This is a genomic window from Virgibacillus sp. JSM 102003, from assembly GCF_041949995.1.
GTDB lineage: Bacteria > Bacillota > Bacilli > Bacillales > Amphibacillaceae > Lentibacillus.
This window is the reverse complement of sequence record NZ_JBHFQH010000012.1, coordinates 85147-100800: the sequence shown is the minus strand read 5'-3', so window position 1 is coordinate 100800 and position 15654 is coordinate 85147. Positions and strand designations below refer to the sequence as shown.

Annotated in this window: 22 protein-coding genes; 8 read left to right on the top strand and 14 right to left on the bottom strand. The window is 37.7% G+C overall.

Going from position 1 to position 15654, the window contains the following annotated elements:
• Positions 1–83: 83 nt before the first annotated feature.
• On the bottom strand, positions 84–1037 hold the full coding sequence (locus ACE1TG_RS14000; protein ID WP_375053016.1) for a nucleoside hydrolase: 954 nt from the start codon (positions 1035–1037) through the stop codon (positions 84–86).
• A 94-nt stretch (positions 1038–1131) separates the two neighbouring features.
• Between ACE1TG_RS14000 and ACE1TG_RS13995 the strand changes: the two genes are divergently transcribed.
• Positions 1132–1779, top strand: a complete 648-nt coding sequence (locus ACE1TG_RS13995; protein ID WP_375053015.1) for a Crp/Fnr family transcriptional regulator — start codon at positions 1132–1134, stop codon at positions 1777–1779.
• Positions 1780–1892: 113 nt separating this feature from the next.
• Here the strand turns inward: ACE1TG_RS13995 and ACE1TG_RS13990 are convergent, their stop codons facing one another.
• Entirely contained in the window at positions 1893–2804 is a 912-nt protein-coding gene (locus tag ACE1TG_RS13990) for an SDR family oxidoreductase (RefSeq protein ID WP_375053014.1), read from the bottom strand.
• 131 nt (positions 2805–2935) lie between these two features.
• On the opposite strand from ACE1TG_RS13990, the gene ACE1TG_RS13985 reads away from it, so the two are divergent.
• Both ACE1TG_RS13985 and ACE1TG_RS13980 read left to right on the top strand, forming a co-directional pair.
• Positions 2936–3112 (top strand): HTH domain-containing protein, encoded by a 177-nt coding sequence (locus ACE1TG_RS13985; protein WP_375053013.1) that lies wholly within the window; start codon positions 2936–2938, stop codon positions 3110–3112.
• 221 nt (positions 3113–3333) lie between these two features.
• Positions 3334–3501: a WYL domain-containing protein gene (locus tag ACE1TG_RS13980; protein WP_375053012.1), complete on the top strand. Its 168-nt coding sequence runs from the start codon at positions 3334–3336 to the stop codon at positions 3499–3501.
• On the opposite strand, the gene ACE1TG_RS13975 is transcribed toward ACE1TG_RS13980, so the two are convergent.
• Both ACE1TG_RS13975 and ACE1TG_RS13970 read right to left on the bottom strand, forming a co-directional pair.
• Positions 3491–4684, bottom strand: coding sequence for an aminotransferase-like domain-containing protein (locus ACE1TG_RS13975; protein WP_375053011.1), 1194 nt, complete (start codon positions 4682–4684; stop codon positions 3491–3493). The genes ACE1TG_RS13980 and ACE1TG_RS13975 overlap by 11 nt on opposite strands.
• A gap of 439 nt (positions 4685–5123) precedes the next feature.
• Complete coding sequence (locus ACE1TG_RS13970) at positions 5124–5771, bottom strand: RNA polymerase sigma factor (protein WP_375053010.1); 648 nt, start codon at positions 5769–5771, stop codon at positions 5124–5126.
• Between the two features lie 93 nt (positions 5772–5864).
• Between ACE1TG_RS13970 and ACE1TG_RS13965 the strand changes: the two genes are divergently transcribed.
• On the top strand, positions 5865–6290 hold the full coding sequence (locus ACE1TG_RS13965) for a VOC family protein (protein ID WP_375053009.1): 426 nt from the start codon (positions 5865–5867) through the stop codon (positions 6288–6290).
• Between the two features lie 47 nt (positions 6291–6337).
• Here ACE1TG_RS13965 and ACE1TG_RS13960 read toward each other — a convergent pair whose 3' ends face one another.
• The 4 genes from ACE1TG_RS13960 to ACE1TG_RS13945 form a co-directional block, all read right to left on the bottom strand.
• Positions 6338–6730 carry a MerR family transcriptional regulator gene (locus tag ACE1TG_RS13960; protein ID WP_375053008.1) on the bottom strand — a complete coding sequence of 131 codons (393 nt, stop codon included), beginning with the start codon at positions 6728–6730 and terminating at the stop codon, positions 6338–6340.
• Positions 6731–6740: 10 nt separating this feature from the next.
• Entirely contained in the window at positions 6741–7061 is a 321-nt protein-coding gene (locus ACE1TG_RS13955) for a hypothetical protein (RefSeq protein ID WP_375053007.1), read from the bottom strand.
• A 167-nt stretch (positions 7062–7228) separates the two neighbouring features.
• On the bottom strand, positions 7229–7918 hold the full coding sequence (locus ACE1TG_RS13950; RefSeq protein ID WP_375053006.1) for an LrgB family protein: 690 nt from the start codon (positions 7916–7918) through the stop codon (positions 7229–7231).
• The gene (locus tag ACE1TG_RS13945) at positions 7911–8459 is read right to left on the bottom strand and encodes a CidA/LrgA family protein (protein ID WP_375053005.1); all 549 of its coding nucleotides are present in this window, start codon (positions 8457–8459) and stop codon (positions 7911–7913) included. The genes ACE1TG_RS13950 and ACE1TG_RS13945 overlap by 8 nt, the downstream gene beginning before the upstream one ends.
• Before the next feature lie 271 nt (positions 8460–8730).
• Between ACE1TG_RS13945 and ACE1TG_RS13940 the strand changes: the two genes are divergently transcribed.
• Positions 8731–9177, top strand: coding sequence for a staygreen family protein (locus ACE1TG_RS13940; RefSeq protein WP_375053046.1), 447 nt, complete (start codon positions 8731–8733; stop codon positions 9175–9177).
• A gap of 201 nt (positions 9178–9378) precedes the next feature.
• On the opposite strand, the gene ACE1TG_RS13935 is transcribed toward ACE1TG_RS13940, so the two are convergent.
• The 4 genes from ACE1TG_RS13935 to ACE1TG_RS13920 all read right to left on the bottom strand — a co-directional run bounded on the left by ACE1TG_RS13935 (position 9379) and on the right by ACE1TG_RS13920 (position 11561).
• Positions 9379–9978 (bottom strand): dihydrofolate reductase family protein, encoded by a 600-nt coding sequence (locus tag ACE1TG_RS13935; protein WP_375053004.1) that lies wholly within the window; start codon positions 9976–9978, stop codon positions 9379–9381.
• Positions 9979–9990: 12 nt separating this feature from the next.
• On the bottom strand, positions 9991–10443 hold the full coding sequence (locus ACE1TG_RS13930) for an SRPBCC family protein (RefSeq protein ID WP_375053003.1): 453 nt from the start codon (positions 10441–10443) through the stop codon (positions 9991–9993).
• A complete protein-coding gene (locus ACE1TG_RS13925) occupies positions 10427–10885 on the bottom strand; it encodes an ArsR/SmtB family transcription factor (RefSeq protein ID WP_375053002.1) in 459 nt (152 codons plus the stop codon). Before ACE1TG_RS13925 ends, ACE1TG_RS13930 begins: the two co-directional genes overlap by 17 nt.
• 535 nt (positions 10886–11420) lie before the next feature.
• Positions 11421–11561: a hypothetical protein gene (locus ACE1TG_RS13920; protein ID WP_375053001.1), complete on the bottom strand. Its 141-nt coding sequence runs from the start codon at positions 11559–11561 to the stop codon at positions 11421–11423.
• 160 nt (positions 11562–11721) lie between these two features.
• Between ACE1TG_RS13920 and ACE1TG_RS13915 the strand changes: the two genes are divergently transcribed.
• Positions 11722–12228, top strand: a complete 507-nt coding sequence (locus ACE1TG_RS13915; protein WP_375053000.1) for a CBO0543 family protein — start codon at positions 11722–11724, stop codon at positions 12226–12228.
• A 529-nt stretch (positions 12229–12757) separates the two neighbouring features.
• Here ACE1TG_RS13915 and ACE1TG_RS13910 read toward each other — a convergent pair.
• Together ACE1TG_RS13910 and ACE1TG_RS13905 are read right to left on the bottom strand one after the other, a co-directional pair.
• On the bottom strand, positions 12758–13798 hold the full coding sequence (locus ACE1TG_RS13910; protein ID WP_375052999.1) for a DUF4179 domain-containing protein: 1041 nt from the start codon (positions 13796–13798) through the stop codon (positions 12758–12760).
• On the bottom strand, positions 13791–14312 hold the full coding sequence (locus ACE1TG_RS13905) for a sigma-70 family RNA polymerase sigma factor (RefSeq protein ID WP_375052998.1): 522 nt from the start codon (positions 14310–14312) through the stop codon (positions 13791–13793). The genes ACE1TG_RS13910 and ACE1TG_RS13905 overlap by 8 nt, the downstream gene beginning before the upstream one ends.
• A 194-nt stretch (positions 14313–14506) precedes the next feature.
• Here ACE1TG_RS13905 and ACE1TG_RS13900 point away from each other — a divergent pair, with 194 nt between their 5' ends.
• Positions 14507–15061, top strand: coding sequence for a PadR family transcriptional regulator (locus ACE1TG_RS13900; RefSeq protein WP_375052997.1), 555 nt, complete (start codon positions 14507–14509; stop codon positions 15059–15061).
• Positions 15062–15063: 2 nt separating this feature from the next.
• Positions 15064–15546, top strand: coding sequence for a DUF4188 domain-containing protein (locus ACE1TG_RS13895; protein WP_375052996.1), 483 nt, complete (start codon positions 15064–15066; stop codon positions 15544–15546).
• The last annotated feature ends 108 nt before the right edge of the window (positions 15547–15654 follow it).

The following is a 15654-nucleotide window of genomic DNA, read 5'->3' as shown; positions in this document are numbered from 1 at the left end:
CTCATCGATTGCGGCAAACTATTCAAGCATGTTCACTACTTTTCATCAAAAGTTTACCCCCATCTAATAACACATGGTACAAATTATTGTACTAATAAATCTAACAACCTTTGTTTAAACAATTGTTTATCAATTTTCTTACACACATTAGCGTTAGGAGCATGATTAGAAAAACCTTCTGTAATCGCAAGCTTGCTTCCATCATTAATGATTACCTGTCCGTAAGCAGGCTCTTCTTGGTTACAAACATAGCAATGACATAATTTCTCTTCTAGTAATAGATCCTCCCATAATACAACCCCCATAGCAACTGCATCTGGCAAATCAACGAAATGTCCATTTCCAGCTTGCAAATTGTATTCAAGTAAAGAACTATTACATTTTACAGCAAATACTGCTTGTTTCTTATCACTTGATAATAATAATTCCATATCTTCTTTATTTAAAGCAGCATCCCCTAGGCAGACATCAAATCCAATAATAGTTATAGGTATTCCGGAATTCAACATGATGCCATATGCTTCTGCATCAACATACACATTAAACTCTGAAACAGGAGTCGCGTTTCCCGAACCAAATCCTGGTGTTCCCATTGAGTAAATGTGCTTAACTTTTTTCATAATCTCAGGTTCCTTTAAAATGGATAACGCTACATTTGTGGCTGGCCCTATAGTGACAATTTCGATTTCACCTGGATTATTTTCTACCATTTTTAATATAGCATCAACAGCATGCTCACTTTCCGCCTCTATTGAAGGATTAATCAAGTTATCGTCACCCATGCCATCTTCACCATGCACACGTACAGCGGTAACTAAATCTCGCATAAGTGGACTAGAAGCTCCAACATAAAGTGGTGGCTTTTGCCCATTAGTTACTTCGACTGTCATAAGTGCGTTCTTTGTTGCCAACCCTAGCGGCACATTGCCACAAACCGTTGTTATAGCTTCAACTTTTATCTCACTTGATTTCAAAGCCATCATTAACGCAACCGCGTCATCACTTCCCGTATCTGTATCAATAATAATTTTTCTCAATTTCAATCCTCCCATAAGTAGGTTTGAAATCAGTATATATTGTTGGTTATGATTAAAATAGGTCATTAGACCAAAATTCAAGATCAAAGAAGAAATGGTCGGTGAGGAAATGAATCTTGAAATGATTATTAACATGGCCCCAGAAGATATAAAAAAAGAGTTTATTTATCGTAAATATCAAAAAGGCAGCTTTATTATTCATCCTTTTGAGGATAATAATTACCTTTATATATTAGTAACAGGTAGTGCTGAAGTCTTTAGACAAAGCTTGAATGGTTCCATGGTGACTTTATATCGATATCATTCGTATAGCAGTTTTGGAGAAGTTGAGATTTTTAATAATGACATAAAAACTCTAAGTGTCACTGCAAAAACAAATTGTGAAACAATAGCCCTTCATAAGACAATGGTTTATAAATGGATGCGTCAAGATTTTAATTTCACTACTTATTTGATGGAACACTTGGCCGCAAAATTAATTACAAGTTCAGATACTGTAGTTAAACTGTCACTTTTAACAGTTAAGGACCGTATTTTGTACAGTATACATGGTCATTACAAAATTGGTGATTTGGAAACATTGACCAAACACGCACTCTCAAGTGAGGTTTGTGTTCCAATAAGAAGTGTAAATCGTTCAATTTCTCAATGTATAAACGAGAACTACATTGACTTTAAAAAGAAGAGGTTCAAAGTAACGTCCATAGAAAAGCTTGAAAACCATCTTGAAAAAATCATTTAAAAGCAACTATAAGGCGCAGTACCTTATTCCGGTAATGCGCCCTATTATTGAACACAGATAAACTTAACCACCAATGATACTCTCAAATAGTTTAATATAGTAAATAAGTTTTTTTAACGATATCCGGTAGCATCTGCTTGCTTGCCAGCATCCTGCACTTCCAGAATATAGCGCCAGCAATCTGGCTGAGAACCATCAAGATCAGTGAAACCATAAACTTGTGCAAGCTTTCCACTTGACAGAGATTGACCGTTCCAACGTGAGACTTCGGGATCTCCAGCAAGGGCTGCAACAGCTCGCCCCACATAACGTGGCGTTTCTGAGATGACAAAATGAGGTTCCTTCGCAGTAGCGTCAAGCCAGTTTTCTTCCTTGACACTATAATGATCGAGCATGATTTCGGATCGCATCCAACCTGGGGTTAAGGAGACAGCTGTGCAATGATGCTGTTCTAATTCGTGAGCGAGCCCTTCTGCTACACGGATGATTGAGCTTTTTGCTAAATCATAAAACATTGGAAAGCGATAATTCTCATTATTATACTCTTTTGTACCATCGGTCATTTCTATGACAAGTCCACCTTCGTTTTTGATGAGCAATGGTAATGCGTAATGGCTCGTAATCAAATGAGTATCAATCGCTAAACGAAGCATTCTTAAACCTTTTTCAAGCGAATGCTCCCATACTCTCGTATTCCAGTCAACGAGATATTCACCTCCCCAAATATCATTTACAAGTATATCTAACCTTCCATGTTCTTTCTCAATTCTTCCAATTAAGGACTGTACTTGTTCATGAATAAGATGGTCAGCTTGAACAGCAATTCCGATTCCACCTAAATTATTTACTAGATCAGCTGTTTCTTCAATCGTTTCATGGCGACCATATTCAGAAATCTCATGTCGTGTCGTACGCCCAGTGATATAGACAGTAGCTCCTGCAGCACCTAACTCCATAGCAATACCACGTCCGGCTCCTCTTGTTCCACCAGCTACCAAAGCTACTTTACCCTTTAAAGATTTCATTTTTATCTGCCTCCCATTTTGTAATATCTATAGTATAATCTACAATGTTGACACCTTATGTCATATTAAGCTTTTTAATAATTTTTGTTAGGTGGTTATCATGCGAAGCAGACAGACTTATTACCATAGTATTGTTGCTACAAAATAACGAAAAATTAACTACCAAAGCATTGGCGAATGAATTGGTAGTGACAGAACGTACCATTCATCGGGATATGGAAGCCTTGAGCAGAACAGGAATTCCAGTTTTCGCAAGCGTGGAAAAAATGGAGGCTGGTCTTTACTGGAAGGCTATCGGACAAATATAACGGGTTTAAAAGATAATGAAATTAAGGCTTTGTTTATTTCACCATCAATCCAGTTACTCAATGATCTAGGTTTAACAACTGATTGGAGTAAAGCACGTCAAAAACTTATTGCTTCTATTCCAAGTTTTTTGCAGAAAAATGCCAATGATGTTTAAAATCGAATTCATGTTGATACAAGTACATGGAGACAGTCAACTGAAAAAATTGAGTTTTATAAAATTTTGCAACAAGCAATTTGGAATGAAAGAAAACTTCATATGAAATATGAACGAGCAGATGGGAAAATTGTAGAAAGAGTTGTTGATCCGTTAGGAATAGTAGCTAAAGGTAGTACATGGTATTTAATCGCGTCCTCCAATGAAGCATCAAAATTGAATACTATAAAATAATTTGCTTAATAACTTTACTTAGTTTTTGAACTCCCTCTACTATCTCTCTTTCCTCTGCATAACTAAAGGATAGACGAAGGTATTCCGCTCCATCCCGCTGATTCAGGAAAAAATATTTGCCCGGGATATAGGAGACACCTTCATCGAGAGCCTGGGTTAATAGTTCCGACGTATCAACTCCAGCAATTTTGACCCACACAAAGTAGCCACCTTCAGATACATACCAGGAGACCTGTTTTGGCATGTGTTGTTCCAATGCAGAAAGTAAGGCCGTACACTTACGTTGATACGTATCCCTTAAAGATTTGAGCCGCTTCTCGAAGTCATTTTTTTCTAAAAAGGAAGCCATGGTTGCTTGAGCAAATGGATGGTCTAAATCCTTTTTAAACCAAGCCACAGCGTTAATCAATTCAGGTGTTGCAGCTATCCATCCGATTCGCATCCCCGGCGCTACCACCTTGGATAAAGAACCAAGATGCAGCACACGGCCTTCGTTGTACATTGCCTTTAATGGAACTGCTTGTTCATGAAAGAATAATTCGCCATAAGCATCGTCTTCTAGAATAAGGAAATCATATTTGGCAGCAAGCTCCAGCACATGTTTCCGACGTTCCGTTGTCATCGTTGTACCTGTTGGATTTTGAAAAGTCGGGATGGTATATAAAATAGAAGGAAGCGGGAGCCCTTTCCTGTTCCTTTCCGCTAACATAGCTTCTAATTTAGTTGTTTGCAGACCGTGCTCATCCACCGGGATACTAATAAAGTGCTTCGTATAGTTTTGAAATATTTCTAACGCTTCCATATAGGATGGTGATTCTATAGCAACGACAGTTTCATGATCCATTAGTATGCGAGCAACTAGATCAATCGCCTGGCATGCACCGGATGTAACGAGAAGTTCGTTTTCTGAAACACGGATACCACGGCGCAGCAACCTATCTTTAATCTGCTCCTTGAGCTTAGCCATTTTAGGGCTGCCAACATAATGCAACGGTAAATCCTTCTCTTCTTCAAGCAAACGGGTAACAGCTGCTTTCAGCTGCTCAACCGGGATAAGATTAGGTGCCGGGAATCCCGAACTTAACCGTATACAACCATCTGGAAGTATAGGCATCCATTCGCCCGGCGGGTTATTCTTAAGTGCGGCTTTCGTGCTTTCAGTGAAAAAAGATTCACTATTCATTCTATCATTCACCTTTCCATTAAATCACCTTGCTGTTAGATATAAATCACTACTTTCATGACACCATTGTTGCTACACATTTTTGGAAAAGAAAATTAGCATACATTTCGTCCCTTTTGTTGAAGAACACATTTTTAACGGAATGAGGATCCGGCTAACTGATTTGGCGGATCCTCATTCCGCTAATTCCTTGAAAACCCTCGTTTTAAGCAGGGGAGTGAATCCTCATTCCGCTATTTGCCATTTTCACCTCAAATTTGGCTGATTTTCTGCTAATAACGGAACGAGGATCCGTCTCACCCTTCCAAGAGCACCTTTTCTGCTATTTAGCGGAATGAGGATTCACTTCGACTGTTTGTCGTTCCTCATTCGTGTTTTTTATGTTTTCTCCCTGACTCAATATAGTCACAACGCCAAACTTCTACAAGTTATGGAAAACCTACTGTGACAGAATTTCCAATATATTACCGTCTGGATCTATAACATGAAATACAGATCGTTCAGTTCCTCTCCTTACTTGAAAGTTTTGTGATTCTAATAGTCGATAATAATAAAATATTTGCATAGGTTTCGATTCTTGTATTGCTCTTGAAAGTGCTGTAATAATCTCGTGATTAGGTGTTAGAACATCTCTATTTATATCATTGACTGATTTAAGTTTCTTCCTGGAACGATGAAGTGAGGTTTTAATTGACTCATTACTTACTCTCAACATGGATGCTATTTCTTTTGTGGTGTATCCAAAAACATCCTTCAAGGTGATAAGCATGGATTGTTTCAACGGTAAAGAAGTAAGTAAGACTTCAATTAAACTATAATATTCTATAGAATCGTATACTTCTCCATTTAACTCCTCATTAAATTGTATATTCTCTTTATGTTTCCTTTTTTCATCAATAAAATAATTTTTGGCAACCGTACATAAATAAGAAAATGTTAACTCTCTTTTTGGTTCTATACGTTTTATCTTATATACTTTTAGCATCGTTTCTTGTACTAAATCATCAGCCATCCAAGGTGACCCAGACAATTTTAAGCAATATTTAAAAAGTTTATGAATCTCAACCTCTAAATCTTCTAAAACCATGTTTTAACACCTTTTTAAAAAATTTTAATTTATTGTAACTTTTACACTATTATATACGTTATAAATATGAATTTCATTTAAAGGAGGAAGATTATGTTTAAAATAGGTAGTATATTTATTCCAGTTACAGATATTGAAAAATCTGCAGAGTGGTATCGAACTAATCTAGGTGTAAAGAAAATTGATAGTTGGGAAGATGGTGCTGGCTTTTATTTGCCAACTGGTTCTACACAACTAGCCTTAATACAAGTCGAATCTCATCAGCCCACCGAGTTTATCATCAAAGGTAATCAAAAAAATTCCTATTATAACTTTGTAGTTGATAATATTGAAACTGCTTATCAACATTTTAAAAACAATGGTGTAGCAACTTCTGAAATCCATGACTTTGGTGGAATGAAATTCTTTGATATTTTTGATTTAGACGGTAACCCATTTAGTGTGGTTAATGAAGTTGATGGCTCTCCTTACCACTCGGATAATGTTAGAAAAATGCAAGAAAGAGATTTAAATAGTTAATTGATACTTATAAGAATAGAATTACCATTCAAATAGAGCTGGTAATTCTATTTTTTCTTATTCTTCTCTAGCAGATATTCAATTTTATCATCGGCTCGTAACAGTACTTGTTTAATTTCTTTAATTTGTTCTTCCTTTTGCAGCATTTGCTTGTATTTATTTTGGAAAAGCTTTTTTATTTGGTCAAGATTTTGTATTTCCTCTTTTGTTAGTTCTTTATTTTGATCAGTATTTTTTGACCAATCCAATAGAATTTTGATTTCTTCGAGTGAAAAACCAGTTTGTTTTAGTTTGACAATAATTTCAATTATTTCAATGTCTTCTTCATGATAGTCACGATGATGATTTTTCACCTCTGGATGTAACAGATCAATCTTTTCGTAATAACGTATGGTATCTTTACTTAGACCTGTGCATGATGCAATTTCACTGATCTTCATGATAAATCACCTACTTTACAATAAAGTTATAAACCAACAAGACTAGTATAATATGGGCTATAAATCGAATCATATGATGACTGTATGTAATTTGGCTCTTCGTCATGATCCCTTCTGCAACCGCTAATATATGCAATAGGATAAACGCTGCGATTAACATTATAATCATATTATTCTTGTTTGGAATAAATAAAGCTGCTAACATGCTAATTGACACAGCGACAAATAATAATGAGCGAACCTGAAATCCAGTCTGTTTCAATTGCAGTGTGCCTGCCAGTCCTGTTAATACAGCATATAACCCAATCAATACATAAGTAATAATTGTCATTGCCAACACTCCCATCTTTTATTACTATCACTCTAAAAGATGGAGTCGACTCCATGTCAATATTTTTTCAAATTATTTAATCATGGGGAGGGTTCTACGGCTTCCACGCCCCAAAAAAGAATCATGAGAACCTTCACCGTACGTCTTTTTCCGCTATAACAAATCCCCTACATCAAAACCGCAACCATTCCCGGCGTAATAACCGATACAACTACTGCACTGACAACCATTGCAATCGTGCTGACTGATCCTGCGAGCTGGTCCTGTTCCATGATGGTTGCTGTTCCGATGGCATGTGATGCACTACCCATCCCGACACCACGTCCAATTGGATGATTAATCCGGAAATATTTCATAACTGTTGAACTGACGAGTACTCCGCCAATTCCTGCTGTCATCACAAAAACTGCCGCTAAAGGAGTAGCTCCGCCAAGTGTGTCTGCGATTGCCATGGCTACCGGAGTAGTGACGGATTTTGGAGCAAGTGAATGGATAATCAGCTGATCAGCGCCCAGCCATTTTGCCAGTAATACACCTGTTGACACGCCAACTGCCGCTCCTAGCATCGTTCCGCTAAGAATAGGCACCAGAAATTTTTTCAATATACTTCGCCGCTGATAAACCGGATAGGCGAGTGCTACAATCGCAGGACCCAGCATATCGTTTATCCATTCTCCGCCACGCATGTAGGTGTCATAAGGAATCTGAAACGCCAATAAGACAACAATGATAATAACCGTAGCTGTAATGATAGGTATGGTAAACGTGGAATAAAATCTTTTATATATATAGACTGCCGCTGCATAAATCCCAACTGTACCGGTAATAGCGGCAATGGCAATAAGGCTATTAATCATGTTCTACTTCCTTCCCACGCATCATCCACTGCGTCACAAGTCCCGATCCTGCCATAACAAGCACCGTGCTCACGAGAACGATCACAATCAGGAGAAATCCCTTTCCGGAAAAGACCTCGAAATAATTTATAATCCCGACCGTAGCAGGAATGAAAAACAGCGTTAAATGTTTCAAAAAAAAATCGGCACCCTTTTCAACCCACACTTCCCTCACAACATTTGTTGAGAGCAGGATAAACAGAATAATTAACCCGATGACACTCCCGGGCACAAATAGATTCAGTGCTTCCTGAATCCAATGTCCGATTAAATAGATTCCATATAAGAAAGCGATTTGGATAATTATTTTACATAGATTTAGCAATTGCGACACTTCTTTCGGAAAAGATATAATAGAGAAAGATTCGTTGCACGGATGCAGTAAGAAAGTAACTGCTGCTGAAAGTCTATCATAGAATAAATTCTGACTCTTTGAAAAGTGAACAGGCTCCATACTGACAAATATATAATAACGTACAGACTGTGTCAGCAATGATTTCATCCGTCAAAATTATAGTATCGTTTTGTTCTGGCATAATTTAGGACTGCCCTTCTTTGTACTATAATCGAACCTTTTTTTTAAAAAGTGGCATATAAATCTTAGAAATTTCCCCATTCAAAATGACACTTTTTACTGAGTAAAAACGATTATAGTCATGAATAGAGTGGGGCTAGCTGCTTTCATCAGTCAAGTGATATGCTGCTTCAAGTATAAATGATTAATTACCATCATAAATTTAAGAAAAAAGCGTTAGGGAGTGTTTACTTTGAGTATGTTTAACCCTGATAAACTTTATGTTGAGTTTAGAGAAGGAGTTACCGCTACAGAACCTATAATCCATAGGCGCTACACACTGACTCATTCGGATATTACTGCAGAGCTTTTTTTGACAATTGGATTAAGCTTTGCCTGGGATAAAATTGGCCCTATGAGAGATGAAGTACTTGGTGAGTGGACTAAAATTAGAGGTTCTTATGTATATAATGTGTATTTGGATGTAGACGGACAATCTGATCAGACTGTTGCAGCAATACGAAATGACATATTTAGACGTGAATTACCACTTGCCTTGAAAGCAATCAGATATGGAGATAGGAGATTTTTCATTTCACATCCTGAGTTGAATAATTCTCCAATAATAGTTTACTTTAAATCACAATATCCCGAGTTGAATAAGGTAGAAAATTGGGTTACTTTTGCAGAGTATACTAATCTCTGAATTAACGATGAAAAAGAGCATCAAATTGCGTTGCAATTCAATGCTTAGTTAAGTTGTATGTTTAATGTTTGTACTTCAAAATTGAACTACTTCCTCTGGAAATCGCAGCGGTTTTCTCTAAAAGACTACAAATGAATAGCCTTTTGGTATGGTGTAATGCCTGATGGCAAATAAAATATGGTTGCTCGAAATGTTTTAAACTTATTTAACAACTCGATATTGCAGATGAGTAGCTTTGGAAGTATCCATTATGGTGACGGGTTCAAGTAGAATATGCTCGTCTCCAAGCTTTTCAAATAATGGAATACCTTCACCAAACAGTACGGGGACGAGATGAATCGATATCTCATCGACCAGACCAGCCGATATGAACTGTTGGGCGGTGTCCGCACCACCCATGACAGAAACAACTTTACCGTTCGCTGCTTTCTTCGCCTGTTCTAAAGCACTTTCAATTCCATTCACATACGTGTACACACTATCCTCCGGAACATTCTCTGGGGTCTGATGTGTGAGAACAAAAACAGGAATGCGAGCGGGCCCCGTTGGTCCATTTGCACCCCACCACCGAAGGGAATCATCGTATGTAACTCGTCCGGTGATAACCGCCCCTAGACCTTGGCCGGCTTCTTCAAGAAGCTTGCGGTTACGACTGTCTTCATCATCCATCACCCAGCCGTGCAGTCGCTCTCCACCAGCCCCCATCGGTTCTTCTGCAGTACGGTTTGAAGCCGCTATGAAGCCGTCCAGTGACATACTGATATCAAAGACTACTTTACTCTTCGTGCTATTATTTGTCATTAAATACTCCTCCTATTTAAATAATTTACCAAGCTTGTCGAAAGACTGTTCCCATCCACTAATAGCATGATTCATCTCTTTCGAATACGGGCCGTTGTATAACGTCATCTTGGTTTTACCATCTAATTCATCAAATTGAACCCGAGTAATCATGGCAGAAAGCCTGAGATCTGTTTGTTCCTCGGACCGGAGGACAAGAAGACGAGGTTCTACGAGTTCGATAATTTCGTGTTGAATCCATATCTCTGTGCCGGTATTGATTTGAACCATACATAAATTAAACCTACCGCCGACACGAAGGTCAATGTCAATAGATTCCTTCGGGGTTTGGAACCCGGCTGGCCCCCACCATTTAGCCAACAGCTCAGGATTTGTCCAAGACTTCCAAACCAGCTCACGGGGTGCATCAAAAATTCTTGTTAGAGTAAGCTCCTTATCCCCATTTACATCATTCGGGTTCGTCATATTGATCAGCCTTTCCTTCCATATTCTTTTTCATTTCATCTTCCAACACCTTATCTAATGCATCAAAACGTTGAGTCCAAAGCTGTGTAATGTGGTTCGCCCATTCCTCAAGTTCGATTATGGCGTCAGGATTAAGCTGATATATACGCTGTTGAGCTTTTTTTTCCATCCGAACCAGATTCGCTTCTCGAAGAATTTTTAAATGTTGTGAAATCGCAGGTGGACTTATATTAAAACGATCATAAATATCCGTTGCAGTTAACTGCTCTTGACTGGCCAATATCTCTAAGATGTATCGTCGATTAGGCTCGGAAAGAGCATGAAAAATATCCTTAGACACCATGGTAATGTTAAAATCACCTCCTTCTAAAGGAACTTTGGAACCGTTGCATACATAATAAATTATATAATTAATTAAGTCAACACTTAAATAAGCAAACACTTAATAAATATAATAGACCGTATTGTAATTGAATTTCATTTTCTTATTAAAATTAGTGAGAGAGGCCTGGTGCAGAACTATATTCGGTTTCACTAAAACACCAGAAGTCGTATCTGCATCAAACAGTAACATTGTAAGAGTGTGGATGATTATTATGGTTAATCTGGAGAATTTCGTTTCTGTGATAAAAACTGGTAACTTCGTGTGGTCAATGATTCACTCATTTAAAGAAAGACATTTTGGAACCCAATTAACCAGATTATATATCCTCTTTAAAATAAGCGACATAATGAAAACTCCCCTTCAAGTATCCAAATACTCAAAGGGGAGAATATATTACTTATGCGACTTATTCTGCGGGTTTAAGATCTTCAATGGAATCAATGTCCATATAAGCCGGTACAGCTAAACCAGACTAGGAAGAGCTCTCTTGTAATTTTTAAGGGAAGCACGGTAACTTCCTTCTAATTACTACTTCTTAGACACCTAACTGATTTATGTTTGGGATATTATGCTTGGGAAGTCTCTGGTAGGTTTATCTCTTCAGATTTTTGGATGGAGCGTTGCCGAACAGTAAACGGAAGAACAAACCTTTATATTTCAGATCGGCTAGACCAGCAATCACAAGTAAAATTATGACTGGCAGCAATAGTCTATTTTTTCCTGTAAAATTCATTTAATCAAGCTCCTTTACTATATGTTTATTGATTACCAAACGGATTCTGTTCATACGAGCACTAAGGGTATGGCACAATACAGCAAAAGCTTAATTGCATAAAAGTGATTATCTTTGTCGATAATACCTGATAGTTTCTACTAATCTCAAGAGGTGGACTATGTATTTATTATTAGTTTTGGTTATTTGGACACTATTTGCTTATAAATTTATTGATTGGTCACGCGTAAAAGATCAATATCCTACGATTTTATTTTTTATTGCCATAAACATGACGTATAACACGATTTATCACGATCAATTACTGTGGGCTTTTCAGGGGATCACTGCAGAGTGGTTAAACCATACGACGATTAATTTATTTTTCACGTTTTATATTTGTCCGGTGACTCTAATTATTTTTTTCCAGCGAATGCCTGTAGCCAGAAATGCAAAAATTATTTATGTAGCAGTTTGGGTGATTTTTTACACGATTATTGAGGCGTTGTTTGCTTATAAAGATATGTATGTTTACGGAGATGGATGGAATAGCTGGCAAAATATCTGGCTAAACGCTATATTTTTTATATTTTTACTTATCCATTACAGAAAACCTGCTTTGGCACTTATTCTAGCTTTACCTGCAGTAGCGCTTTTCTATTTCATGTTTCCGGTTCCGCTCTATTAAATAAATCATTACAGAGGTGAGGTCCTATATGTTCACACAAAATGTTTTGTCCACACCAGTCTTTTTGCTGCTACTATTTTTGACTTATTTATCCATGGCGTTCTATTTATTTAAAATTGAAGGAAGAAAGCCTAAAAAATAATAATGAAAACAGTTTAAAAGGGTCAGCCCTTCACAACGCTGGTATTCTACCACAGTGGGGGGTGACCCTTTAAACTGAATGTACCACGTTTGTCATCTGCACTTAACAATGGGGTAAACACCTAATTCCTCCTTCTTTTTAGCGAGAAATCAGGCTTTTGATTTTCAACAATCGCGACAGATCATGGCATAGTCCGTTAGATTATCCAAAGTCACCATGTACAACACAGCTCACATCAATCAACCTTGGTAATTTGATCATAAACGCCTTCAGTTCGTTCGTCATTATCAACGCTTTCCATCACCTGATCGTGGTGAGATTTATCAATTATTAATATCTCAGTAAAATTAAAAAGAAGCCCACGGGACTTCTTTTAAATTTGTTTATCTAGTTGATTTTCTTATTATCTTTACTATATATGTTCACTTCATAAGGAAATTCGTTTGTTATCTGATCAAAACTATCAGAATTTAGGATTTTGTTCACATTTTCTTCGATGCCTTTAGCAAGTTCATTTGCGGAGTAATCTGAACCTTTCAATGATGTGGTAATCTTCAACAACATCCTATTCTCTTTCATTGCTGATTTGACTTCTGTAACATGGTAACCCTTTTTCCCCATTAATTCCTGAGTAACAACCGGCATAAGATCAAGTTTCCATTTTTCCTGTATCACCTTTTTGGTCGGTTGGTGAGAAACATTCACGGTATAACCTTTTATATTTGATGCTTGTAACTCATCATTTACCGTGCTTTTTACAATATCTTTCATCTTATTATAGTATTCTTCAGACCCTTCTATTGGGATTTCAATGGTCTTTGAAGAATAATTTCTCATTAAAGAAAATTCATGCTTGTAATCAATTTTGTTCATGGCTTCCATAACTTTTAAAGGTATCACTAACTGTTCCTGCTTTTCCTCCTCGCTTACAGGCTTAGGTTTGTCACCCTCTTCAGGCGCAACATCCCACGTTTCCATAACCTTTACACTATATGTATCGTAGTGTTTGGTTTCTAAGACTTTTTCAGCAATATTCTTCACTTCATCTTGCACTTCGGCAATATACGCTTCTGAACCGCCAACTCGAATTTCGACAGCTCTTTCAGGTTGATATCTGTAACTAACATCTTTGACATTATATCCCTGTTCATTCAATGCACTTAAAATATCTTGGCCAGGTTCACCAAGCTCAAAGACCGATCCAAGAAGCGGGATTTTTGACAATGTATCTGCCCAAGCTGGTGAAGCAACTGCAGATCCAAATAACAAACCAACAAATAAGGTGGCTGCGCTGGTAAAATAGATGATTTTCTTTCCTAAACTCCTTTTTGGTTTTTCGTCCTTCATTGCGGTTTTAATTGTCATATCCAGCCGTTCTTCAGGTACTTTAATGCTGTCGACTTCTTTTTTAAACTCTGAATTATTCATAAAAGCAGTCCTCCCTTAAATTACTTCTTAATTGGTTTGTTGCCCGATGTAAATTTGTTTTCACCGTTCCCTCGGGACAATTCAAAACTTCCGCAATCTGCTTAATCGTAAAATCTTTGTAGTACCTCAATATAATCACTGTTTTGTACGTTTCATCCAGGCAATCAATTGCATCCACTAAATCGATGTGATTCTCAATTGATGTATGTTCTGAAGACTCCTGAAACTTTTCCATTTCTTTTTCATCAAACGGAACAACATTTCTATTTTTTTTAATAAAATTCAAAGCGTTGTTAATCAGAATTCGGGTCAACCAGGTAGAAAAGTATTCGGTATTTTTTAATTTGTCTTTTGACCGGTATGCCTTATATATTGTTTCCTGTACAATATCTAGTGCGTCGTTTTCATTTTTTACGTACAAGTATGCCATCCGGTAAAGTTTGTTCTTTTCTTGATGAATAAGGTCCTGAAAAGCATAGTTATTTTCTTTCATCGGTTTTTTTGAATGATCCATCCAAATCCTCCCTTCTTCCTCTTAGACAATCGATCTATGTAAAACGTTTCAAGAAAAAACGGTCGTTATGATAAATGCCTATCACCATGCAAATCACAAATAACGCAAATAATTATCAGAATTTTACTTGAACTTTTTTCATACTCGTGTATACTATATCAAAAAGATACATATCATAATGATAGGTGGTTTACATGACAAAACATAATCATACAACATACGCCATATTGGGGCTGCTTACAATTGGATGCCATTCAGGCTACGCCATTAAGCAAATGATTGACCAGAGTCTAAATCATTTTTGGAAGGTCAGCTATGGGCAGATTTATCCAACGTTGAAGAAGCTTGTTGCGGATGGATTGGCGACCGTTCAGGAATCCTCACAGGAAGGCACACCAGACAAGAAGGAATATTTTATTACCGCAAAAGGAAAGACAGCGTTACTGGAGTGGCTGCAAAGCCCTGTAGGTGATATTCCGGTTGAAAAAAATGACGTATTGCTCAAAGTTTTTTTCAGCCGTCACCAGCCTCATGACAAAACCATTGCCCATCTTAAAAAATACAGACAAAAACTGCAGGAGCGCTACCAGACGTACGAGGCGATTGAAGAAATGATCACATCAAATTTACACAACGAGGATGATGCACCATATTGGCTGTTTACCCTGAATTATGGAAAACGGATGACAGCTGCTGCGATTGACTGGTGCAGCGATACCGTCCGTGAAATAAACGATTGGGAGGAATAACCATGGGAAAAACCATATATAATGGTCGGTATACGACGGAAAATGACCAGAGTCTAGTTGTGTTTCTAATTGGCATGCGGATTAACAAGCGACTTGCCGTCCGGAAATGGCTCCCGGTGTTCACCGCGATGCCGGGGATGATCAGGGAACTGTATGAAAACCAGGAGGAGCTTGGATTTCTGTCGATGGAAAATTATTTCGGACTCCGCACAACGGTTATGATCACATACTGGCGGTCAGAGGAGGATCTGCTTGCCTACTCAAAGGGGCAGAAGCATTTGACAGCGTGGAAGAATTTTAACCGGAAAATCGGCGATACCGATGCGGTTGGGATTTATCATGAAACATATGTCGTGCCAGAGGGAAGGTATGAGGCGATTTATGGGAACATGCCCGTTTATGGGCTGGCTAAGGCCGCTGGGCACATACCGGTTACTCGTGAAATTAGAACTGCGAAAAAACGGCTGAAAACTGAAACGGATTAATCACGCCTATTATATGCGATACCGTTTTACAAGCATGAGAACCGTCCCCAAAATCGAAGGAAGAAAGCCTAAACAATAATGATGAAAACAGTTTAAACAAGCCAAAAT